The sequence below is a fragment of the Desulfurella multipotens genome, assembly GCF_900101285.1.
In the GTDB taxonomy this organism is placed as follows: domain Bacteria; phylum Campylobacterota_A; class Desulfurellia; order Desulfurellales; family Desulfurellaceae; genus Desulfurella; species Desulfurella acetivorans.
Genome location: NZ_FMYU01000017.1, coordinates 1 through 22,346, shown reverse-complemented (window position 1 = coordinate 22,346; position 22,346 = coordinate 1). Strand labels below are relative to the sequence as shown.

21 protein-coding genes are annotated in these 22,346 nt (G+C 33.4%); all 21 read right to left on the bottom strand.

The genetic code is table 11. From position 1 onward, the window contains the following. Nucleotides 1–1,156, bottom strand: a 1,156-nt coding sequence (locus BLQ93_RS08920) for an acyl-CoA dehydrogenase family protein (RefSeq protein ID WP_092129696.1), incomplete at its 3' end; no start/stop codon positions are given. A 1-nt stretch (nt 1,157) separates the two neighbouring features. After that, nucleotides 1,158–1,934 (bottom strand): enoyl-CoA hydratase/isomerase family protein, encoded by a 777-nt coding sequence (locus BLQ93_RS08915; RefSeq protein WP_092129694.1) that lies wholly within the window; start codon nt 1,932–1,934, stop codon nt 1,158–1,160. 9 nt (nt 1,935–1,943) lie between these two features. Next, nucleotides 1,944–2,798, bottom strand: coding sequence for a 3-hydroxybutyryl-CoA dehydrogenase (locus BLQ93_RS08910; RefSeq protein WP_092129692.1), 855 nt, complete (start codon nt 2,796–2,798; stop codon nt 1,944–1,946). Nucleotides 2,799–2,998: 200 nt separating this feature from the next. Continuing rightward, nucleotides 2,999–3,529 carry a hypothetical protein gene (locus BLQ93_RS08905; protein ID WP_092129746.1) on the bottom strand — a complete coding sequence of 177 codons (531 nt, stop codon included), beginning with the start codon at nt 3,527–3,529 and terminating at the stop codon, nt 2,999–3,001. A 29-nt stretch (nt 3,530–3,558) separates the two neighbouring features. Then, a complete protein-coding gene (locus BLQ93_RS08900; RefSeq protein ID WP_025392364.1) occupies nt 3,559–4,335 on the bottom strand; it encodes an enoyl-CoA hydratase/isomerase family protein in 777 nt (258 codons plus the stop codon). A gap of 14 nt (nt 4,336–4,349) precedes the next feature. Then, nucleotides 4,350–5,777: a 4-hydroxyphenylacetate 3-hydroxylase N-terminal domain-containing protein gene (locus BLQ93_RS08895; protein WP_025392365.1), complete on the bottom strand. Its 1,428-nt coding sequence runs from the start codon at nt 5,775–5,777 to the stop codon at nt 4,350–4,352. Nucleotides 5,778–5,858: 81 nt separating this feature from the next. Then, nucleotides 5,859–7,406 carry an acetyl-CoA hydrolase/transferase family protein gene (locus BLQ93_RS08890; RefSeq protein ID WP_092129744.1) on the bottom strand — a complete coding sequence of 516 codons (1,548 nt, stop codon included), beginning with the start codon at nt 7,404–7,406 and terminating at the stop codon, nt 5,859–5,861. Nucleotides 7,407–7,421: 15 nt separating this feature from the next. After that, a complete protein-coding gene (locus BLQ93_RS08885) occupies nt 7,422–7,856 on the bottom strand; it encodes a VOC family protein (protein WP_092129742.1) in 435 nt (144 codons plus the stop codon). Nucleotide 7,857: 1 nt separating this feature from the next. Then, entirely contained in the window at nt 7,858–8,349 is a 492-nt protein-coding gene (locus BLQ93_RS08880; RefSeq protein WP_092129740.1) for a biotin/lipoyl-containing protein, read from the bottom strand. A 1-nt stretch (nt 8,350) separates the two neighbouring features. Then, on the bottom strand, nt 8,351–9,847 hold the full coding sequence (locus tag BLQ93_RS08875) for an acetyl-CoA carboxylase biotin carboxylase subunit (protein ID WP_092129738.1): 1,497 nt from the start codon (nt 9,845–9,847) through the stop codon (nt 8,351–8,353). A gap of 3 nt (nt 9,848–9,850) precedes the next feature. Next, complete coding sequence (locus tag BLQ93_RS08870) at nt 9,851–11,458, bottom strand: acyl-CoA carboxylase subunit beta (RefSeq protein WP_092129736.1); 1,608 nt, start codon at nt 11,456–11,458, stop codon at nt 9,851–9,853. Then, nucleotides 11,451–12,341: an electron transfer flavoprotein subunit alpha/FixB family protein gene (locus tag BLQ93_RS08865; RefSeq protein WP_025392371.1), complete on the bottom strand. Its 891-nt coding sequence runs from the start codon at nt 12,339–12,341 to the stop codon at nt 11,451–11,453. Before BLQ93_RS08865 ends, BLQ93_RS08870 begins: the two co-directional genes overlap by 8 nt. Beyond that, nucleotides 12,338–13,102, bottom strand: coding sequence for an adenine nucleotide alpha hydrolase family protein (locus tag BLQ93_RS08860; RefSeq protein ID WP_025392372.1), 765 nt, complete (start codon nt 13,100–13,102; stop codon nt 12,338–12,340). Before BLQ93_RS08860 ends, BLQ93_RS08865 begins: the two co-directional genes overlap by 4 nt. Nucleotides 13,103–13,111: 9 nt before the next feature. After that, on the bottom strand, nt 13,112–13,882 hold the full coding sequence (locus tag BLQ93_RS08855) for an enoyl-CoA hydratase/isomerase family protein (protein WP_092129734.1): 771 nt from the start codon (nt 13,880–13,882) through the stop codon (nt 13,112–13,114). Between the two features lie 38 nt (nt 13,883–13,920). Further along, on the bottom strand, nt 13,921–14,316 hold the full coding sequence (locus tag BLQ93_RS08850; protein WP_025392374.1) for a Zn-ribbon domain-containing OB-fold protein: 396 nt from the start codon (nt 14,314–14,316) through the stop codon (nt 13,921–13,923). After that, nucleotides 14,316–15,476 (bottom strand): thiolase domain-containing protein, encoded by a 1,161-nt coding sequence (locus BLQ93_RS08845; protein ID WP_092129732.1) that lies wholly within the window; start codon nt 15,474–15,476, stop codon nt 14,316–14,318. The genes BLQ93_RS08850 and BLQ93_RS08845 overlap by 1 nt, the downstream gene beginning before the upstream one ends. 2 nt (nt 15,477–15,478) lie before the next feature. Next, nucleotides 15,479–16,525, bottom strand: coding sequence for a hydroxymethylglutaryl-CoA synthase (locus BLQ93_RS08840; protein WP_025392376.1), 1,047 nt, complete (start codon nt 16,523–16,525; stop codon nt 15,479–15,481). A gap of 27 nt (nt 16,526–16,552) precedes the next feature. Next, nucleotides 16,553–17,683 (bottom strand): acyl-CoA dehydrogenase family protein, encoded by a 1,131-nt coding sequence (locus tag BLQ93_RS08835; protein ID WP_159427523.1) that lies wholly within the window; start codon nt 17,681–17,683, stop codon nt 16,553–16,555. 336 nt (nt 17,684–18,019) lie between these two features. Beyond that, on the bottom strand, nt 18,020–19,333 hold the full coding sequence (locus BLQ93_RS08830; RefSeq protein ID WP_092129728.1) for a sigma-54 interaction domain-containing protein: 1,314 nt from the start codon (nt 19,331–19,333) through the stop codon (nt 18,020–18,022). Between the two features lie 117 nt (nt 19,334–19,450). Continuing rightward, the gene (locus tag BLQ93_RS08825) at nt 19,451–20,755 is read right to left on the bottom strand and encodes a citrate (Si)-synthase (protein WP_092129726.1); all 1,305 of its coding nucleotides are present in this window, start codon (nt 20,753–20,755) and stop codon (nt 19,451–19,453) included. A gap of 58 nt (nt 20,756–20,813) precedes the next feature. Then, nucleotides 20,814–22,334 (bottom strand): 2-isopropylmalate synthase, encoded by a 1,521-nt coding sequence (locus tag BLQ93_RS08820; protein ID WP_092129724.1) that lies wholly within the window; start codon nt 22,332–22,334, stop codon nt 20,814–20,816. Nucleotides 22,335–22,346 lie beyond the last annotated feature (12 nt).

Here is a 22,346-nt window from a genome sequence, read left to right as displayed (position 1 = left end):
ATTTCAACAACTGTTTTGATATTACTATCCTTTGAACCTCATTTGTACCTTCGTATATTTCTGTTATCTTTGCATCTCTATACATGCGCTCTATCTCGTATTCTGCAATATAGCCATAGCCACCATGAATCTGGAGCGCTTCTTTGGTTACATAGGTAGCGGTTTCTGATGCGTAAGCTTTTGCCATTGAAGATTTTATTATTAGATCATTGTAGCTTGCTCCGTTTTTTAGGTTATCCTTTATCCATGCAGACTCGTATACAAGTAGCTTTGCTGCTTCAATGTGCATTGCCATATCGGCAAGCTTAAACTGAATTGCCTGAAACTCACTCAATGTTTTTCCAAACTGCTTGCGCTCTTTGGCATACTCTAGGGCTCTCTCATATGCGCCTTCTGCTATACCAAGTGCCTGTGCAGCTATACCAATTCTACCACCATCTAAGCAATCCATTGCGATTTTGAAGCCTTCTCCTTCTTTGCCAAGCAGATTTTCTTTTGGTATCTTAACATTTTCTAAGGCAAAAACGGATGTATATGTGCCCCTTATGCCCATTTTGTCTTCATTTCTTTGAAGCTCCACACCTTCGGACTTCAAATCCAAAATAAATGCATCTATGCCTTTGTGGCGCAGTGATTTGTCATGTGTTGCAATTAATATACCAATATCCTTATAACCGCCATTTGTAACAAATATCTTATTGCCATTTGCTATGTAGTAGTCGCCTTCATTTTTGACCGTTGTGGATACATTTGCTGCATCTGAGCCTGCTTCAGGTTCGGTTAGCAAAATGCAGCCAATCTTTTGGCCACTTGCAAGAGGTATTAAGTATTTTTCTTTTTGCTCTTTAGTGCCAAACTCGTATATAGGGTTTGCACAAAGCGATGTGTGTGCGCTTATCAGCACACCGGTTGATGCACACACTTTAGAGATTTCCTCTACGGTTATTGCGTATGATAAAAAAGACAAACCAGCGCCACCGTACTCTTGAGGAATATAGACCCCAAAAAGACCAAGTTCTGCTAAACCCTTTATTATTGAATCTGGTATCTTGTGGTTTTTGTCAATGTCTGATGCTATGGGTTTTAGCTCTTTTTGTGCAAAGCTTCTTACGGTATCTTGAACCATTTTTTCTTCATCTGTTAATTGAAAGTTCATATTATCCTCCTGTATAATTTGGTTTTCTTTTTTCTACAAATGCACTTAAGCCTTCTTTGGCATCGTTACTTGAAAATACCACGCCAAATAAACTTGCTTCATACCTTAGACCATCTTCTTTTGTTAGATTAAAACCATCAACTATTGCCCTTTTTGCAAGAGCTATTGCCAAAGGTGCATTTTTTTGGATTTGCTCAGATAAGGCTTTTCCTGCCTGGAGCAGCTCTTCTTTGCTTTGATAAACTTCACTAACTATGCCAACTTCTTTTGCTTTTGAAGCATCTATCATCTTTGCACTAAAAATTAGCTCTTTAGCCAATGATTTTCCTATCAGACGAGATAGGTTTTGCGTACCGCCAAAGCCAGGTATTATACCAAGGCCTACTTCTGGAAAACCAAATTTAGCATTGCTTTGAGCAAGTATAATATCGCATGACAAAGCAACTTCAAAACCACCACCTAACGCATAACCGTTTACACATGCAATAAAAGGCTTACCTGAAGTTTCCATTAAATGAAGCGTTTCCTGGCCTAGCCTTGCAAACTCAAGTGCTTGATTTGGCGTTAGCTTTTGCATGTATTCTATATCTGCACCTGCTACAAATGCTTTTTCACCTGAGCCAGTGATAATTACGCATTTAATCGTTTTATCCTGATCTACTTTTAAGATTGTTTCTTTTAGCTCATTTATCGTATCTATGTTTAGAGCATTAAGCTTATCGGGTCTGTTTATTGTTATGTAGCCTGTGCCGTTTTGTGATTCAAACAGTATATTCATAGATCCCCCTTATTTTTTTGTATAATCGTAGAAGCCTTTGCCGCTTTTTCTGCCCAGATAGCCTGCTTCTACCATTTTTACAAGCAAAGGACATGGTCTGTACTTTGAGTCTTTAAAACCTTCATACAGTACATTCTGTATGGCAAGTACTGTATCCAATCCGATAAAGTCTGCCAGTACAAATGGTCCCATCGGCTGGTTTGTGCCAAGCTTCATAGCCTTATCTATATCTTCAATGGAAGCTATACCTTCATAGTAAGCATATATTGCTTCATTAATCATGGGTATAAGCACACGGTTTACGATAAAGCCTGGATAATCCTTTGATAAAGCCGGGTTTTTGCCAAGTGATTTTGCTAGGTCAAGTACAGTGTTATAGGTATCTTGGCTTGTTGCAATACCCCTTATTACCTCTACAAGTTCCATAACAGGCACAGGATTCATAAAGTGCATACCAATTACCTTATCTGGCCTTTTAGTTTGAAAACCAAGTTTTGTGATGGATATGGAAGAAGTGTTAGAAGCAATTATTGAGCCTTCTTTGACTATAGAATCTAGCTTAGAAAAAAGATCTAACTTTAAAGCCTCGTTTTCCGGTGATGCTTCAATACAAAAATCCACATCTGAAACATCATTTAAGTTTGTAGTGGTTTTTATGTTTTTTAGAGTTGATTCTATCTGGCTTTCCTGTATGGTATTTTTTTTAGCCTGCCTTTTTAAGTTTTCTTCTATTGTTTTTAGTGCTTTGTCAAGCTGGGTTTGAGCTATATCATATAGCACGACAGAATAGTTATGCAAAGCAAATACATGGGCTATCCCATTTCCCATCTGGCCTGCGCCTACAACGCCTACTTTATTAATCATTTTATCCTCCTTAAACATTTTCAAATATCGCTGCTACTGCTTCACCACCACCTATGCAAAGTGTGGCACAAAACAAATAATTTTAAAAAAACATAAAAATAATTTCCAAAAAATTAGCGGATTCTCTTTTTCGAGAAAATCCGCTTTAAAAATGTCCGTTAGTAATTCTCCTTAAAAAATTTTGATTTAACTAATTTTATTTAAGGTAAATGATAACCTATAGCCGAACATAATGAATAAATAAAAAATAGTATTCCATCAATTGCTGAAAATCCACCTGCTATCTTTCCTAATGAGTGTTTTTCTGTATAACTTGCTAAAGCTAATAAAAGAGTGATAGGTACTAACAAGCCGAACATAACAGTCAAAAACAAAGCGCCTTTGCTGGCTAAATAAATTGTAGCTCCAGTAAAGTAAAAAGAAGTTAATAAAACTGCATGATAAGTAACTACTCTATTTGTTCCATTTAAGAGACCAAAAGCCAATGCCCACAATAAAAATACAAATGCTGCTGCTGATGTTGCTCCAAAGATATTTCCACTTGCAATCACAAACATCATAGCTATGGTTTCCATTATAGCAGCAGTTAACAAAATATACCCAAAATCCTTTACATCATGGCGTTTGCTGACCCCAAGATCCATCATACCAATTACCCATAAAACAACCGCAGCTTCCCATAAAAGTGTGTTCATTGCCACATGTCCAGCATGCTCAATCAAATGTTCCATAAAAAACACCTCCTAAAGATATTAATTTTTTAACAAAAAATCCCAACTTCGTTTTCTTTTCTCTTTGTAACAAAATCTTCCATTCTTTTTCTCGCATTTGAGTCTAAAGAAAACATAGTTAATACATTAATCAACTCAATAAATTTGGATTTATCTTTGTGAGTGTTTGACCATTTCTTAATAAACTGGACTGAATGCGTGGCATTAGAAATAATTTTCCAGGCAATTTCTAAAGTTTTATTTCTTAAATCATCTTTCTCTGCTATACAATCTACTAAACCAATTCTTTGAGCCTCATATACATCAATCGCCTCACCTATCAACGAAAGCCTATTGATTTGTTTTATTCCAAGAATTGTATAGCCAAATGACAATGCTGCGGGCGGTATTAAACCTAATTTTGCTTCTGATAAAGCAAATTTAGATTCTTTAGTCGCAATTACGACATCCATTAATAAAAGTATTTCAAAACCACCACCATAAGCTAAGCCATTAACCATTCCTATCATAGGCTTTTCAATTTCAAGTAGTGATTCAAAAACTTTTAAAAGTGTGTTAAAAAAATTGTCTGCTTCTTCTTTATTTTTTAATTCATACGTGGCTTTAATATCATCACCTGCACTAAACGCTCTACCTACACCAGAAACAACAACCACACCTGTTTTACTATTTTTGGCTAATTCTACAGTTTCGTAAAATTCTTCCCACATATCCTTTGTAAATGCGTTGAGTTTTTCGGGTCTATTTAGTTGAATCCAACTAATACTGTTTTCTTCAGTATAAATGATGTTTGTAAAATCAGGCATTATTTGCTCCTTTTCTACTTAATTTCTAGTAGTTCTTTTACAAATGACTTTTTTTCATCTACATTTGCTAATCTTTGTATAAATATGTTCGGAGTAATAGGAGAACCGCCACCATGGATAGCTCCTGCTAAATGTGGGCCAGCTATCCAATACTCAACAAATTTTATTAGTTTCATTCTTTCTTCTGTAGTAACAGAATCACTTCCTTTTAAATAATGCTCTATATACTTGCCAATTTCTGGATTTTTTAGATCTTCCTCGGAAGGTGCCGTAACACATACACCACCAGTAATATCTGCAAGATTTATCGCTGCTTGCGCTATGGCTGGTAAACCTAGGGTTTTTGATACATTAGAATACAAAGCATTTGGCAAATATACACCTGATTTCGTTTTTATTCCTTCATATCCCGCCGCTAAACCACAAGCATAACAACTTTCTTGACCCTTTACTATATCAGTAATTTTATTTACTATATGGGACGCATTTTGGATGCCATTGTACTCTGACATCAGCTTTGCAGCTCCAACCATAGTATCTATAAAACCTGCTTTGCAACCTGAACCTACATATCTATGAATATCAGTAAAATTACTTACCAATGAACCAGCAAAATTATATTCCTCGCACATAAATACTCTATCCCACGGCACAAATACATTATCAAATATGACTAAAAAAGTTCCTCTGTCTCCATATGGATTACCAGATTCCCAGCCGGGGGTTTCTCTTTTTTTAGCTTCATATGCATTATTTTGCAAAACATACGTTACACCTTCCGTGCCAGATTCAATAGCAAAAGCAACAGCATAAGCCTTATCAGATTCTTTTAATGCTATCGTTGGCATAACAACGGTTTCATCTACGACCAACGCTCCAGATTGACAAATTTTGGCACCTTTTACTACTATACCATCAGTTTTTTTCTCTAAAATTTTTAAATACATATCATCTTGTTGGCTTGGACTTTTAGACCTATCGCCCCTTACATCGGTTAGCGCTCCTGATACGGCTAAATCGTTTTGTTGTACATACTTGATATAATCTAATAACCTATTATGATATGTAGTTTTTAAAGTTTCATCCATATCATAGGTAGTTACATATAAGGCATTTAAAATATCACAACCCACGCAACGGTAATTGCAGGTTGCTAACTTTTGACTTAAAAGCCTTGCTAATTTAATGCGTTTTATAAGATCTTCTTTTTCCGTATAAATATGCAAAAATCTATTAATTGGTTCATTAACAAATTGTGAATTTGCAACCATCAAATCTTTAAATTCCTCTTTTAAAGCTAAATCATATGTTAAACCAATTGAGTCAATCATTGGTTTAATGTTGGGATGTTCAACAAAATTATCTATTTTTTTCCCATTAATATAAAGAGCTGGCTTTTTTTTGGAAATTCTTTTTACATATTCTTGCTTCGAAGATAGCATACACCCTCCTTTCTTTTTAACTTTTTTACCTTTTATTTTTTAATTTTTTATATTAATTTTTTAACACAAAAATCTAAACTATTAACTGTTGGGGTTCGCTACTCCTTTTGGTGCAATAACCAAATCCATATAACCGTGTTTATGGTCTTTTAATTCATTTGCACTAGGATATCTTCTATCTGGAGACACATCAAACATCCAGTGTTTTGTTTTAATACCTAATTTTGCCGCTTCTTTTTCTAATTCTTCTCTATCATCTGGATGAGCAATACTAATTAATTTTCTGGCTTTTTCTGCATCTGTACAAGCCATAAGGTTTACTATCCCATATTCTGTGGCAACATAGTTAACAAATTGCGATGGAACATCTACAACATCTCCTCTATCAAGCATTCCAACAATACGTGATTTTCCATCTGGTGTTCTAGAAGTTGCCGCAAGCACTGTTCTTCCACCTCTGGATAATTGCCCCCCTACTGTAAATTGAAATTGCCCACCAGTGTTAGATATAGGCCTGCCACCAACACAACTTGAAACAACCTGACCCCTGATATCAATCTTTGCAAAGCTCATTATCCCAATAAAATTATCGACCATAGATAATGTTAAAAAGTTATTTGTGTAATTTATATCATAAGCAGCAAACATTGGATTATGGTGCATCCATTCAAAATATCTTTCAGGAATAAACGGTACGGCATAAGCCCAAGCGCATCTTCCTTGATCTATAGATTTTTGAGAATTATCAATCTTTCCTTTTTCTATTAACGTAAAAGCCCATTCTCCTATCATTTCTGTATGCACGCCAAGATGTTTTAAATCAGAATCAGATATAGCTAAAACAACAGCTGTTGGTAAAGAACCAATTCCTACCTGCAAAACATCACCATTTCGCATTATTGATAGGATATGTTCAGCTATTTTTTTATCTGTCTCAGATGGAATTATATTGCGTTCGTCAAGGCGTGGATATTGAAAATCAGGATCTGATAAATCTACCTCAATAAAATAATCCACATCATCAATATGTAAATTAACATTTCTACCTGGTTCACACCATGCATGATCTTCTCTTATTTCACATACAAATTTTTTACAAGTTTTAGCTGTTATCATAAAATTTGATACACCATAACTTCCATTTACATAGCTCCCTTCAGGTTTTGCAATTGTAGCAATTCCCCAATCAGCTACTCGTTGCGATTTTTCTTTTCTGTAAAATCTTGCAAATTGGTAATTCATATGCATTGCCCATCCCCACTGGTACCAATCAAACCCCTGCCAGCCTTGTTTTATCGCATCTTTTGTACCTTTATGGATAAATCCCTGATGCTGGATATGATATTTACCTTCTTTATCGTATCTAAGACCAAAATCTGTACCTAAAAATGCATTATCAACTGCCCACATTTCAATATTTTGTAATTTATCTGGACCATCACCTAATCTCTGAAATATAGCTTTTCTCGGAGCCACAGCATCTGTTCCAACCATACACCCATAAATCCAATCACCAGATTTAACCATACTGGCAAACTTTTCTGCTGTGATTGTCTTGTTTCTAATTTTCTGCATCACAGGATTGCTCTGTACCAATGATCCGTTTTTAAAATCAGAAAAGTTACTCATACAAAACCTCCTATTTTAAATTTTTATTTCTTCGATTAATTCAATTAATACTCCGTGAAATGAAGATGGGTGAATAAATATATAACGTATGGCACCATTAAAAGGAGGAAGCTTATTTACTTCTATTGGTTGCTGTGGTATTAGTTTGATATTATTCTTTTGTAATTTTTCTATTAATGCATCTAAATTTTTTACTTTTAATGCGATATGATTTAATCCTTCTCCTCTTTTTTGTATAAACTTGGCAACAACACCATCGGGGTAAGTAGATTCAATAAATTGTAATTGTGTGTCACCAATTTTTGCAGATTTTACAAATAATTTTTCATCTGGCAATTCCCACTCATAATCAAAATCAATTCCAAACAGCATAGTAAACTCTTCAGCGGTTTTTTTTGCGTCTTCTACTGCTATGGCCACTTCTTCTAAACCAACTAAATATTCACTCATTTCAATCCTCCTTTGGTTCAATTTCAACCAATAATTCAAGAGGCCCAACCTGAGCTCCTTTCTCAATATAAATTTTTTTTATGTAACCATTAACACTGCTTTTAAGTTCATTTAGAACTTTCATAGATTCTAAAACAACAACTGTATCGCCTTTTTTTACTATATCATTTTCCATAAATTTAATTTCTTTTATTATACCAGGCATTGGAGATTTAATATTATTTTCTATCACTTCATGACTTGAAAGTGTTTCATTTTCTGATATTTCTTCTATTATAAATTCTTCATCTTCCGCCCATATAACTATTTTATTTTTCGCTTTATAAACATCTAGAACAATTGCAGTATTGTCTTCGATATTTAGTACTAAATAATCATTCCCGTATCTAAAAACCTGAAAAGGTAAACTTAAATCTTGATAAGATAATAAATATGAATCGCCTTTTCTTAATAATTCATATTCTATAGATTCATTATTAACTTTTATGTTCATTTTACCCCCTCCATGATCCTATCATTTCCCAACAAGACGGCAAAGTAGCTTCGCCAGAAAATGTTACATCTGATACATTTTGTTTTAAATATTCAAATAGAACTAATGCTTCTTTTAAATAATTAGAACTTTGCTTTTGACCAAATACCTCATTTTTGTAAATATTTAAAAATTGTGTATTATAATCACCTTCTATAAATTTTTTATGTTTGAAAATATTTTTTAAAAGAGGAATCGTAGTTTTAATGGGTGCAATATGATATTCTGATAAGGCTCTATACATCTTTTTTATTGCCATCATTCTATTTGGAGCTTTTACAATCAATTTAGCTATTAATGGATCATAATGTATTAATACTTCTGAACCTTCAAAAAATCCAGAATCCACTCTAATACCGAAACCTGCAGGTTCCCTATAATGTTCTATTTTTCCAATAGAAGGCATAAAATTATTATCTGTATCTTCGGAATAAATTCGAGACTCTATGGCGTGCCCATTTATACGATTGTTAAGTTCATCTTGAGATAACTCAATAGGTTTTTCTTCTGCAATATCAATTTGGGAAGCTATTAAATCAAATCCACTAATCTCTTCTGTTACAGGATGTTCAACTTGAATCCTGGCATTAACTTCAAGAAAATAAAAATTTTTACTTTTTTTATCATAGATAAATTCAACAGTTCCAGCATTATGATAGCCGGCTTTTTTTGTAACAAGTAAAGCAGCTTCGCCCATCTTTTTGGCTGTCTGTCTATCGATAGTTGGAGATGGACTTTCCTCGATAATTTTTTGATATCTTCTTTGTACAGAACATTCTCTTTCAGGAAAATATAAACCATTACCAAATTTATCAATTAAAAATTGTATTTCTATATGATGGGCATCTTCTATGTATTTTTCGATATATACGGTTGGATCAGCAAATGCAGCTTTTGCCTCTTCTCTGGCAACTTTTATTGCATCTTCTAAGTCTTTATCGTCATAAACAATTCTCATTCCTTTTCCGCCACCACCTGCAGATGCTTTTATTAAGACTGGATAACCTATCTCATTTGCTAATTTATGGGCCTGCTCAATTGATTCTATAGTCCCACCTGGAGTCGTCGGTATGCCAGCCGATTGTGCTATAATTCTAGAATTAATTTTATCCCCTAAATTTTTCATGCATTCGCTTGGAGGACCAATCCATATTAAACCATTTTCTTGAACCATTTTGGCAAAAACGGGATTTTCAGCCAAAAAACCATAACCAGGATGAACAGCATCACAATTGGCTTCTTTAGCTGTATGAATAATTTTTTCCATATTAAGATAACTTTTTATTGCCTCAGATTCACCTATATTATAAGCTTTATCAGCAAAAGAAATATGTTTAGATAACTTATCTGCTTCAGAATAAACACCAATGGCCTCAATTCCAAGTAACTTTAATGTTTTCATTATCCTTATAGCAATTTCTCCTCTATTGGCCACAAGGACCCTTTTAATCTTTCTCATAGCTCACATCCTAAATATTCCAAATTTTACATCTTCAATTTGTTTGTTAAGTGTTACCTCTAACGCGAGCATTAAGTACTCTCTTGTTTTTTTTGGATCTATAATCCCATCATCCCACAATCTTGCGCTTGAATAAAGCGCACTTGACTTTTCTTCATATTCTTGAAGTATAGGTTTTCTTATAGCTTCAATCTCTTCTTGGGTAAGTTTTTTTCCTTCTCTTTCAAGTTGTGCAAGTTTGATACTTGATAATACATCAGCAGCTTGCTGAGGGCCCATTACAGCAATTTTTGCATTGGGCCACATCCATAAAAACCTTGGGTTATAACCTCTTCCTGCCATAGCATAATTTCCTGCTCCATAAGAATTGCCTATTATTATTGTAATTTTAGGTACATTGGTAGTTGAAATAGCTGTAATCCATTTTGCACCATCTTTTGCCATTCCCTGATGTTCATATTTTTTACCGATTATAAATCCAGTTATGTTTTGTAGAAAAATTAGTGGTACTTTTCTTAAACTACATAATTCTACAAAATGTGCGGCTTTCTGAGATGACTCAGGAAATATTATTCCATTATTTCCGATAATCCCAACTAAATATCCTCCAATTCTAGCAAAACCAGTTACTAATGTTTGTCCGTATAATGGTTTAAATTCTTCAAATTCACTATTATCTACAATGCGTGCTATAATTTCACGTACATCAAAAGGTATACTTAGATCTTCTGGTAATATACCGTATATCTCGTCAGGATCATATAAAGGATCTTGTGGTGTAGACCTATCTAATTTAAATTTTTCTTGCTTAGGTAAATGAGCAAAAATTTCTCTAGCTTTTTTTAGAGCTTCTTCTTCATTGTTTGCAAGATAATCTGCTACACCAGAAATACGCGTATGTACATCAGCGCCACCCAAATTTTCTGCATCTATTTCTTCACCTGTAGCTGCTTTTACTAAAGGTGGACCACCTATAAATATTGCACTTTGATTTTTAACCATAATAACCTGGTCGCACATGGCAGGAACATAAGCTCCACCAGCAGTACCAAGACCTGTAACAACAGCCACCTGTAATAATCCCATACTACTCATAATTGCTTGATTATAAAAGAAATTTCCAAAATGCTCTTTGTCTGGATATACTTCATCCTGCATAGGAAGAAAAACTCCGCCAGAATCAACCAGATAAAGGCAATGTAATCTATTTTCTCTTGCTATAGTTTGAGCTCGGATATGCTTTTTAATTGTCATAGGGTAATAAGTCCCAGCCTTTACAGTTTGATCATTTGCAATAATCATTACCTCTTTTCCACTTATTTTACCTATTCCTGTAACTATTCCACCACATGGTGCCTCATTGTTATACATATTGTAACCTACAAATGGACCAATTTCTAAAAAAGGTGAATTTTTATCTATTACCTTTTCTATTCGTTCTCTACAAAATAATTTTCCTCTTTTTTTATTTACTTCATGTGCTTTTTCAGGCCCACCTTTTGCCAATTCTTCTCTAATCTGATTTATTTCTTCAACTTTCTTTTTATTAAATTCGTATCTTTTTTTAAATTCTTCTGAGTTAGTATTAATATTGGACATAATTTTAGCCATTTGTTTCCTCCAATTCGTTGATTAAAGCCATTGCAAAATCTTTCCAATCAGCAACGATATTGTATCGAGCTCGTTTAAATATAGGTGCTTCTTCGTCTTTATTTATAGCAACTACACATTTTACATTTTTTATGCCCGATAAATGTTGAGTAGCTCCACTTATGCCAAAAGCAAAATATAAGCTTGCTGATAACATAGCACCTGATTGACCAATTTGATATTGGTGAGATATCCAACCATTATCAACTGCTGCCCTTGATGCTCCTACTACCCCTCCAAATAATTTTGCTATTCTTTCTAGAATAGCAAAACCTTCTTTTGAGCCTATACCTCTTCCTCCACCTATTACAATCTTTGCTTTATCTAATTCAACTTCTTTTTCTATCTTTTCTTCTTTGACAATTTCTATATTGTCTTTTTTGCATTCTAACCACTCAATTTCCATCAATTGGTTTGTTGTTAGTTGTTCGAAATATTTTTCTTTTAAAATTAAAACCAATGGAAGATGCTCCGGTTTGTAATCAATAACAGCTTTATCGCCATAAGCACTATGTGAAAAAATAAACTCATCATATTTAATTTCACTAACACCAAAAACACATGATGCACTAAGTTTTAGTGTTAAAATTCCTCCAATATGAGCACCTACTGTACCATTCGTTAAAATAACATCATATTTTGATGCAAGTGGCAAAATGGTTTCAATTGAATTCGGCGGTATATTATTGATTCCATATGCTTTTTTTACATCTATTTCTAATTCTTTTTTGTTTGTAAAAACTATAGCATCAATGTTATCACTAAATTTTTTTGCAACAAAATTTAACTCACCTAACCTATCTTTGTCATCATCACTTATTATTAACACATTTTTTATAATCATAAGCAATGCTCCTTCTTTAGATTTTCTAATAGTAGTTTAGCTGTAAAAGATAGATCATCGTTAGGCAATGTTTCGTTAATATACTCATATTTTGGGATCTTTGCAGACAATTCCTGCGCCCAATTAAATTTTTCGAAATTAATTTCTTCTTCTGTTATTAATGGTTTTGTTTTACTTTTCATAATTTCTTTTAAGTTAGGAATTCTTGGCAAATTACATGGGGCATCAGTTATTGAAGCCACAAATTTTTCTTTTATAAGTAAGTGTAAATTCTTATTATCCAGTTGTTGAACACATAAAAAAGATTTACCATTAGACTCAGATGAAATTGATACGATATAAGGTAAGTAAATACGATTAAGTATTCCTGCCACTAAAGGTGGAACCATTTCTCTTTCTAAATCCGACGATACTCTTCCAAGAATGACTATCTCAATATTATATTTTTCAATTATATTGGCTAGGTTATAAGCCGTCTGAAATGGATCATCGTTGCTAGACTCAATTATTATAAGCTCGTCTGCACCCATTGAAAGAGCTTTTTTTAAGGTTGATACGTATTCTTTTTTAGTATAGCTAATTGCATAAAGTTTACTTTCTAATTTTGATCTTAGTTGAAGCCCAACCTCAAGTGCATGTTCATCGTACAATCCTAAAACATATTTATAATCACCTGACATTCTGTTGCCTTGTAAATAAAATTTTTCAGCCGGGACTTCATAGTCTGGCACTGCCTTTATACATACACCAATATTTATCATCCTACCTCCTCATTTATTTTTCCACTGAGGTTTTTGTTTATTTAAAAATGACTCAATACCTATTTTTAAATCTTGTGCAGAAAAGTTAACTATTCTTAACAAAGATAAATACTCACTTTCACAAGAGGAGGGGTTGTGAGAAACATTTATCATATCCATTAGTAGTTTTAAAATTAAAGGGCTTTTTTGAGCAATTTGGCTCGCAATTTCTTTCGCTTTTTTTAAAGGATTTTCATCAATAAAGTGAACTAAACCAATTCTATAAGCTTCTTGAGAGCTAATAGTTTTGCCCATAAGAGTCAGTAAGATAGCCTCTCTTTCGCCAACTGCTCTCTTAACATATGGAAATATAACATAAGGCAGTATACCTAAATTAATTTCGGTTAAACCAAAACGCGTATCAGGATGCGAAACAACTATATGAGCATTTGCAACTAAACCAAAACCACCCCCCAAAGCATATCCAGATACTGCTGCAATTAAAGGTTTTTTCAGTATATCAACTATCCTCAAAACATCTACATTAATATTTTTCTTTGAATAATGTTCTAATGCTGTTAATTCAACACCTTCTGCAAATTCTTTAATATCGCCGCCAGCACAAAAAACATCTCCTGCTGATGTTAGTATAACTACATATATAGATTCGTCTTCAGCTAATTTTTTGATACTTTCAAGTAATTCGGATGATAAAGATTCATCTAACGCATTTTTTTTATCTAAATTATTCATATATACAACCGCTATATTACCTTCTTTTTCAATCAATACTTTACTCATTTTAACCTCTAAAAAGGTAAAGGGGAAACCCCCAAACCTTAATCTTCAACTATAGCTTTTGGACCATAAATTATAATTCCAGCTTTACCTTCAACAAATAATCTCCTAAATACTACACTTACTTTTTTACCGATCTCTATATTGTTAAAATCGGTATCGACAATTTGTAACATTAATCTAGCTCCGTTTGTAAGTTCTACTATAGCTACAGCATAAGGTGAAAAATCTTCAAAACCCTCGGGTGCTGAATAAATAACAGTGTAAGTAAGAATTTTACCTTCTCTTGGAAGATCAATAATTTCAATATTCTCCGAGTGACATTTTGGACATACTTTTCTGGCAGGATACATTGTGTAACCACAATCTTTACACTTACCACCTTTTAACATATATCTTTGTGGTTTTTCTCTCCAATTTCTCGGTATAGTTAACATTAAATCACCTCCAAAATTGTAACTGTAACAGTGGCACCAGAACCACCTAAATTATGGGCCAATCCTACTTTTGCGTTATTAACCTGGAGATCTTTAGCTTGACCTCTTAATTGTTCTACAAGATTCACAATTTGTGCAATACCAGTTGCACCAACCGGGTGCCCTTTACCTTTTAAACCCCCGCTTGGGTTTACAGGAATTTTTCCATCAATCTCTGTTAGACCGTCTTCTGTAGCTTTTGCACCTTTACCTTTTTCAAAAAAACCTAAATCTTCTATTGCACATATTTCTGCGATAGTAAAACAGTCATGTACCTCAGCAACATTTATATCTTGAGGTGATTTACCAGCCATTTGATAAGCTTTTTTTGCAGCTTCTATTGTAGCTTGAAATGTAACAAAATCATTTCTTTGAGCTAAAGCAATTGTATCTGTTGCCTGGGCTATACCAGAAATTTTAATAGGTTTATCAGAATTTGAAAGCTTTTTTGCTTTCTCTAATGGCATTAAAACTACGCTTGCTGCCCCATCAGTCATTGGAGAACAATCATACAATCCAAGAGGATCTGCTATTATTGAAGCATTCAAAACATCATCAATTGTGATTATGTTGTGAAATTGTGCTTTTGGATTTTTTGAAGCGTTCTTATGATTTTTTACAGCAACTGCTGCAAGTTGTTTTCTTGTAGCATTGAAATCATGCATGTATTTTTTTGCTACCAATGCAAATAAGCCAGGAAAAGTAACGCCTTGATAACCCTCATACTCTCTATCAGCAGCCATAGATAATGAATAAACACCCTGAGAAGTTACAACATCGGTCATTTTTTCAACACCCGTGACAAGCACTACATCAGACATTCCTGATGCTACTTCCATATAAGCATGTCTTAAAGCCACTCCACCCGAAGCACAAGCATTTTCTATCCTAGTGGATGGTATATGTAAAAATCCTAAATAATCAGCTAAAATTGCAGCCATATGCTCTTGTTCTACAAATGTACCGCCACTAAAGTTTCCCAAATAAATAGAGTCTATTTTATCAACCCCAGAGCTTTTTATTGCTTCTAAGCTAGCTTCAACAGCCAGATCTCTCCAGGACTTCTCCCATAAATATCCAAAATTTGTTATTCCAATCCCTACTACGGCTACATCTCTCATTATTAATCCTCCCTCATTTTAATTTTACCTCTAAGAAAAGCATAAGTTGCATAATTTACATACTGTTTTCTATCAGCATAGTACTTCAAAAGAGGCGCATTATTTCGCACTTTTTCAAGTCTTTCTGTTACCCTAAATATAAAGGAATCGCTTCCAGCCCCAGAGCCAAATGAAGTCACTAGAATTATATCGTTAGCTTTGGCAATATCTAAAACAGAAGCTAAACCCAATAATGAACAGCCTGAATATGTATTGCCAATGTAAGGAGCAACCCATCCTGGTTCAAACTGTTCTTTTGTAAATCCTAGCATCTTTGATGCTCTTAAAGGAAAAGCTCCATTTGGCTGATGAAAAACGCAATACGTAATGTCCTTTGGTGTCATTTTCGCTTTTTCCATAACTCCTTTGGCAGAATTTAAGGTATGATGAAAATATGCTGGAGCACCAGTAAATGGACCGGTGTGAGTAGGATAGGATTGACCATCTCTTCTCCAAAAGTCTGGTGTATCTGTGGTATATGAATATGTGGCAATAACCTCAGCTATAACATTATCATTTCCCATTATAAATGCCGCTCCACCTGCAGCTGCTGTATATTCCAATGGGTCTTTAGGGGCACCTTGAGAAGTATCCGAGCCAATACCAAGTCCATATTTAATTTCACCCGATTTTACTAAACCATAAACCACAAAAACAGTTTCACTGCCAGCTTTGCAGGCAAACTCATAATCAGCCACATGAACAGCTGGAGTTATACCTAATGCATCAGCTACAATTGTTGCGGATGGTTTAACTGCATACGGTTTTGATTCAGAGCCAATATACACGGCTCCTATTTCCTGTGGATCAATTTCAGCTCGCTTTAAAGCATTTCTAGCTGCTTCATAAGCTATAGTTACTGAATCTTCATCTTTTGCAGGAACTGTTTTTTCCCTTACTAATAAACCATTTTTGAGAGTTTCTGCATTTTCTCCCCATTGAGCGGCAATTTCTTCTACTTTAATCCTGCGTTTAGGAACATAACACCCATATCCTACGATACCTGTCATAACTAAAACCTCCTTAAACTTAAAATCTTATAAATCTGTAAAGCCTTCTTCTATACGTCTTGCAAGCAAAATCTTCATCATTTCTGTTGTTCCGGCACCAATATCATAAAGTTTTGCATCTCTCCAATACATCTGAACGCGATAATCAGTTGTATAACCATAACCACCAAGAATTTGGATTGCTTCTTCTGCTGATTTTACTGCAGCTTGAGCTGATGTCATTTTAACCAAAGCAGTTGCTGCTCTCAATTTCTTTGAACCTGGATTTTTTCTCCATGCTTCAGCTAATTGATATAGATAAAGTCTATTCAATTCAAGTTGAGCTAACATATAACCAAGTTTTTCTTGAATAAGTTGGTAATTTATAATAGGCTGGTTAAATTGTATTCTTTCTTTGGCATATTTTGACGCAATATCTAAAGAGCCTTTAATCATACCTAGATTACTGCCTGACAAACCAATTCTTTCTACATCTAAACCTTCCATCATAATATGAACTCCCTCTCCTTCAGCTCGTAAGATATTTTCTTCAGGTACTTCTGTGTCATTAAAAGTTACAAAACCTGTAGGAGAAGCTCTCATTCCCATTTTATGCATTTTTTCTACAGAAATATTTCCAAAATCTTTTTCTACTATAAAAGCAGAAACTCCTCTTTTAGGATCATCTGAAGTTTTTGCGTAAACTACAAAAATATCTGCAACAGGACCATTAGTTATAAAAATTTTGCTTCCTCGTAATATATATCTATCACCTTTTTTAATAGCTCTTGTTCTAGGATGTGCAGCATCTGAGCCTATTTCTGGTTCTGTTATGCATATGGCAGCTACTTTATCTCCGGCAGCTATAGGTGGAATATATTTTTCTTTTTGTTGTTTGTTGCCAGCTCTATTAATAACATTGCCTGCAAGTATAGCATGAGCTCCTAATGTCATAGCAATTGCAGGTGAATATACAGACATTTCTTCATGTATTACAACGCTTGTTAATAAATCATCGCCTAATCCACCCAGATCACTATCTAACATCATCCCTGTAAGACCAATGTCACCCATTTTTTTCCATAGTTCAGGTGGCATATACTCTTGTTGATCCCATACCAATGTGTCTTTAAATTCACGTTCACAAAAATCTCTTACAGTATTAGCAAATTCAACCACTTCCTCACGTAATCCTAACTTCGAAATAAGCATTTTTACCTCCTAAACTTTTAGTTTCTCTACTAATTAATATAAGCAAAAACTGTTCCATATTTTAATTTATTATTATTTATTAATTTTTATTTTAGATTATTTTTAAAAAATGTTATTTTATAAATATTTTTTTACTAATTAATATAAACCTTTTAAAGCCTAAATATGTAAAATTATTAGATATATTTTAAATTTATTAAATTAATATAGGACTCATAGAATTGGTATGCTTAATAATTTAATGTTATCTAAATAGCATAATTTTAAAAGATTACTTTTAAAATCATATGATTACAAAAGTAATCATAGTAGACCATATTTTTTCAGCTTTTTGAAAGCACTGGATTGACTGATTTTTAAAGCTTTAGCTAATTTTCTGGTGCTTTTGTATAGTTCAAAATATTCTTGCAATATACTTTTTTCATAAGCTTCAAGATTATATTTCAAGCTTTTTTTGTTACTATTTAATTCATTTTTATCTATGTTGTTTTCATAATAATCCTGTATTGTTATAGTGTCATTTTTAGAATAAAAATAGAGCTTTTCTATAATGTTTTTTAATTCCCTTACATTTCCTTCTAAATTTTGTGTTTTGATTGCATCAATTACATCAGGCATTATAATTTTTCTTGTTTTGTATGTTTCGTTAAGATTATTTAAAAAAAATTTTGTTAATATATTGACATCTTCTAATCTTTCTCTAAGTGGCGGTATATTTATATAAATTGTGCTAAGTCTATAATAGAGATCTTTTCTGAAACGGCCTTCCTCGATAGCTTTTTTAATATCTACGTTCGTAGCTGCTATAATTCTAACATCCACTTTTGTAGGTTTTGTTGAACCTAATTTTAAAAATTGGTTATCTTCCAAAAATCGTAGTAGTTTTGCCTGAGAAAACATTGGCATATCAGCTATTTCATCTAAAAAAACCGTTCCATTGTGCGCAATTTCGAAAATACCTTTTTTCCCTTTCTTATTGGATCCTGTAAAACTACCTGGCTCGTAACCAAACAATTCAGATTCTAACAAAGATTCTGGTATAGCGGCACAATTTACTGCTACAAAAGGAAAATTTTTCCTTGATCCAGCATAATGAATTAATTTTGCAACTAATTCTTTACCTACACCAGTTTCTCCACAAATCAAGACGGGTAAATCTACATTAGATGCTTTAACAGCGATATTGACGATTTTTAACATTTTTTCACTTTGAGCAACAATATTATAATCTGAAGCTAAATTCTTATTTATGTTTTCTTCTTCAGGTGTTAAAAATATATTTGAAATATCATAAATAGTATTCACCACATATTTTAAATTTCCTCTATTATCAAAAACTGGCTTGCCTTGAGATAAAAGTTTTTTACCTGTTTTTGTATTAAAAGAAACTATTGTTGGTTTTTTGTTTGAAATTACTGACAAAGTAGCAGAATTAGAAAAAAATTTAGCATCAACTAACTCCCTTAACGTTTTGCCAACAACCTCCTCTCTTTTTATTAAGGAAATATCTTCAAATACTTTATTGACCCATAATGTCACACCTTTACCATCTGCTAAATATATCCCTACACCTAAAGCATCTACAATGATTTCTAGTTCTCTTATGTCAAAAGACACATTTCAACTCCTTAAATTAATTTATAAAATATTTTTAATTTACTATCTTTTAATTATATTAGACTAAAATAAACGATTGTCAATACTTATTATACTTTAATAAAATCGTAAAAAACTCTAAATCCTAGTTTTGTTTAGTTCGAATAATTGACTAATTGTAACTGATTTTGGCCTTTCAATAGGTAAATTTAAAGCTCTATCCCAAAAAATATTTGCTAAAGAACCAACTGCTATAGAATTACTAAACAAAACTGTAAAAAAGTTTTTATCTATACCATAATGAGAATGAATAATTCCTGAGATATTATCTATATTTGGCCATGGATTTTTTATTTTTGTGTGTTTTTTTAAAATATGAGGTATTGTATCAAATGCTAAGCGGGCTATTTTAAAAAGTTCATCGTTTTTTAAATATTCTTCTCCAAATTTCATTTGTGCTAAAAATCTAGGATCTTTATTTCTAAGCACTGCATGACCGTATCCAGGAATTACTAAACCTTTATTTAACATATCTACACAAATTTGTTCTAATATCTTTTTTGTTAATTGGTTCTTTTTTTGTTGGTATAGATTCATAAACCAATTAAAAGATTCTCTTATTGCACCCCCATGCAATGGTCCAGACAAACCGTTTATGCCTGCTGAAATTGAGCAATAAGCATCTGCCAAAGCTGAAGCAACTAAATGAGTAGTATGAGCAGAAACATTTCCATTTTCATGATCTGATAATAATATCATATAAAGTCTTAGAAACTCATCGTAAGGCTGTTTTATTCCCATCATATAGGCAAAATTTCCACCTAGATCTAAAGAATCATCCTCTTTGATGAACATATTGTTTTTATATTTAAGTCTATAAATAAAAGCTGAAATAATAGATATTTTAGGGAGTAAATTTAATACATCTTCTAGCATATATTCCCAAGCATTGTATTTTGTCACTTTACCTTTTTGGTATGCTTTCGCAAACACAGATTCATGTTGCATTGAATTTATAGCAACCGAGAGCATTATATTTGGATCTGTCTCTTTCGGCATAGTTTTTAAAATGTTGTATACATAGTCCGGCAATTTTCTTCTTTCATTAAATATATCAATTATTTCTCTAACTTCTGTTTCTGAAGGTATATCTCCAGTAATTAAAAGATAAAATTGAGCTTCAACATAAGGCATTTTTGATAAAGGAGGTTTGGGAAGTTTTTGGAGAACTTCATCTACAGTGTATCCTCGCCATATTATACCTTTTTCAGGATCTACAGAAGATAAATCTGTAAAAAGTACCTTCAGACATCTCATCCCATTTATTATTTGTGATATTTTTATTTCTCCGATTTTTATATTTTTATATTGTTGCAAAAAAAGGTTAAATTCTTCTCGTTTTATTTCTACAATGCTTTTTATTTTTTCAAAAAATCTTGACATATAATGTTATCCTTCAATTTTAACTCAATTTTATAATTGAATTTATAATTATTCCTTTTTAAGTAATATACATCAGCGCTTTATTAATAGCATCCAGATAAGCTTTGGCGCTTGCTTCTATAACATCTGTTGCAACACCTCTGCCAATTATATTTTTATCAATATCAGGAAAATATACTTTTACAGTTGCTTCACCCAGGGCTTCTCTGCTTTCTGTTATGGATTTGATTTCATAAAATTTAAGTTGACCTTTGACGAATGTAATGCGCTCTAAAGCTTTATAAACTGCATCTACCGGACCATCTCCCAATGCTGCATCTTCAAAGATCTCACCGTTTTTAGATAACTTTATTGTAGCAGTAGGTGTAATGTTTGTGCCAGAGCTTACCTGCAAGCTCACAATTTCATACACTGATGGACTGAATTTTATTTTATCTTCTACGAGTGCATGTAGGTCTTCGTCGTATACTTCTTTTTTCTTGTCTGCAAGGACTTTGAATTTTTCAAATATGTCTTCAAGTTGTTCTTTGGTTAACTGATAGCCAAGCTCAACAAGCCTTTTTTCAAGTCCGTGTTTGCCTGAGTGTTTGCCAAGCACAAGTGAACTTGAGTCAATACCTACATCTTCTGGTTTCATGATTTCGTATGTGCTTTTTTCTTTAATTACACCGTCTTGGTGTATACCAGCTTCATGTGCAAAGGCATTTTTACCCACTATAGCTTTATTGCGCTGGATATCTATGCCTGTTAGCTTGCTTACAAGCCTGCTTGTGCGGTAGATTTCTTTTGTATTTATATTTGTTGAGGCTTTATATATATCGTTTCTAACCTTTATAGCCATAACAATTTCTTCCAAAGAGGCGTTCCCTGCACGTTCTCCTATGCCGTTTATTGTGCATTCTACCTGATCTGCACCAGCCAAAACTGCAGACAGAGAGTTAGCAACAGCCATACCTAAATCATTGTGACAGTGGACAGAAACTTCTGCTTTATCAATATTTGGTACTTTATTTTTTATGTAGGTTATAAGCTCATAGTATTCTTGAGGTGTAGTGTATCCCACTGTGTCTGGTAAATTTACAACGCTTGCTCCTGCATTAATTACACTTTCGACAACTTTGCAAAGGTAATCCCAGTTTGAGCGTGTTGCATCTTCTGCAGAAAACTCTACTTCTTCGCAGCCATTTCTTGCAAATTTCACAGCATCTACTGCTGCATCAAGCACAGCTTCATAGCTCATTTTTAGTTTCTTTTCTACATGTATAGGGCTTGTTGCTATAAATGTGTGCAGTCTTTTGCGTGGAGCTGGTTTTATTGCTTCTAAACCTTTTTCAATATCTTGCTTTACTGCTCTGGCAAGGGATGCTATGGTAGAATTCTTTATTATTTTTGCTATTGCATTTATTGCTTCAAAATCACCTGGACTTGCTGCAGCAAAGCCTGCTTCAATAACATCAACACCTAACTTTTCAAGTTGTTTTGCAATTGCTATTTTTTCTTCAATATTTAAACTGGCACCCGGTGATTGTTCTCCATCCCTTAGTGTTGTGTCAAATATTTTTACTATCCTGGAGCTCATGGTTAACCCTCC

What these genes read in the sequence shown, in the direction of transcription:
- BLQ93_RS08855 (WP_092129734.1), bottom strand. Translation starts at nt 13,882, where the DNA reads ATGAGTAAAGTATTGATTGAAAAAGAAGGTAATATAGCGGTTGTATAT.
- BLQ93_RS08825 (WP_092129726.1), bottom strand. Translation starts at nt 20,755, where the DNA reads ATGTCAAGATTTTTTGAAAAAATAAAAAGCATTGTAGAAATAAAACGA.
- BLQ93_RS08895 (WP_025392365.1), bottom strand. Translation starts at nt 5,777, where the DNA reads ATGCTATCTTCGAAGCAAGAATATGTAAAAAGAATTTCCAAAAAAAAG.
- BLQ93_RS08890 (WP_092129744.1), bottom strand. Translation starts at nt 7,406, where the DNA reads ATGAGTAACTTTTCTGATTTTAAAAACGGATCATTGGTACAGAGCAAT.
- BLQ93_RS08910 (WP_092129692.1), bottom strand. Translation starts at nt 2,798, where the DNA reads ATGATTAATAAAGTAGGCGTTGTAGGCGCAGGCCAGATGGGAAATGGG.
- BLQ93_RS08885 (WP_092129742.1), bottom strand. Translation starts at nt 7,856, where the DNA reads ATGAGTGAATATTTAGTTGGTTTAGAAGAAGTGGCCATAGCAGTAGAA.
- BLQ93_RS08865 (WP_025392371.1), bottom strand. Translation starts at nt 12,341, where the DNA reads ATGATTATAAAAAATGTGTTAATAATAAGTGATGATGACAAAGATAGG.
- BLQ93_RS08845 (WP_092129732.1), bottom strand. Translation starts at nt 15,476, where the DNA reads ATGAGAGATGTAGCCGTAGTAGGGATTGGAATAACAAATTTTGGATAT.
- BLQ93_RS08915 (WP_092129694.1), bottom strand. Translation starts at nt 1,934, where the DNA reads ATGAATATACTGTTTGAATCACAAAACGGCACAGGCTACATAACAATA.
- BLQ93_RS08840 (WP_025392376.1), bottom strand. Translation starts at nt 16,525, where the DNA reads ATGACAGGTATCGTAGGATATGGGTGTTATGTTCCTAAACGCAGGATT.
- BLQ93_RS08870 (WP_092129736.1), bottom strand. Translation starts at nt 11,458, where the DNA reads ATGGCTAAAATTATGTCCAATATTAATACTAACTCAGAAGAATTTAAA.
- BLQ93_RS08850 (WP_025392374.1), bottom strand. Translation starts at nt 14,316, where the DNA reads ATGTTAACTATACCGAGAAATTGGAGAGAAAAACCACAAAGATATATG.
- BLQ93_RS08880 (WP_092129740.1), bottom strand. Translation starts at nt 8,349, where the DNA reads ATGAACATAAAAGTTAATAATGAATCTATAGAATATGAATTATTAAGA.
- BLQ93_RS08875 (WP_092129738.1), bottom strand. Translation starts at nt 9,847, where the DNA reads ATGAGAAAGATTAAAAGGGTCCTTGTGGCCAATAGAGGAGAAATTGCT.
- BLQ93_RS08860 (WP_025392372.1), bottom strand. Translation starts at nt 13,102, where the DNA reads ATGATAAATATTGGTGTATGTATAAAGGCAGTGCCAGACTATGAAGTC.
- BLQ93_RS08820 (WP_092129724.1), bottom strand. Translation starts at nt 22,334, where the DNA reads ATGAGCTCCAGGATAGTAAAAATATTTGACACAACACTAAGGGATGGA.
- BLQ93_RS08905 (WP_092129746.1), bottom strand. Translation starts at nt 3,529, where the DNA reads ATGGAACATTTGATTGAGCATGCTGGACATGTGGCAATGAACACACTT.
- BLQ93_RS08900 (WP_025392364.1), bottom strand. Translation starts at nt 4,335, where the DNA reads ATGCCTGATTTTACAAACATCATTTATACTGAAGAAAACAGTATTAGT.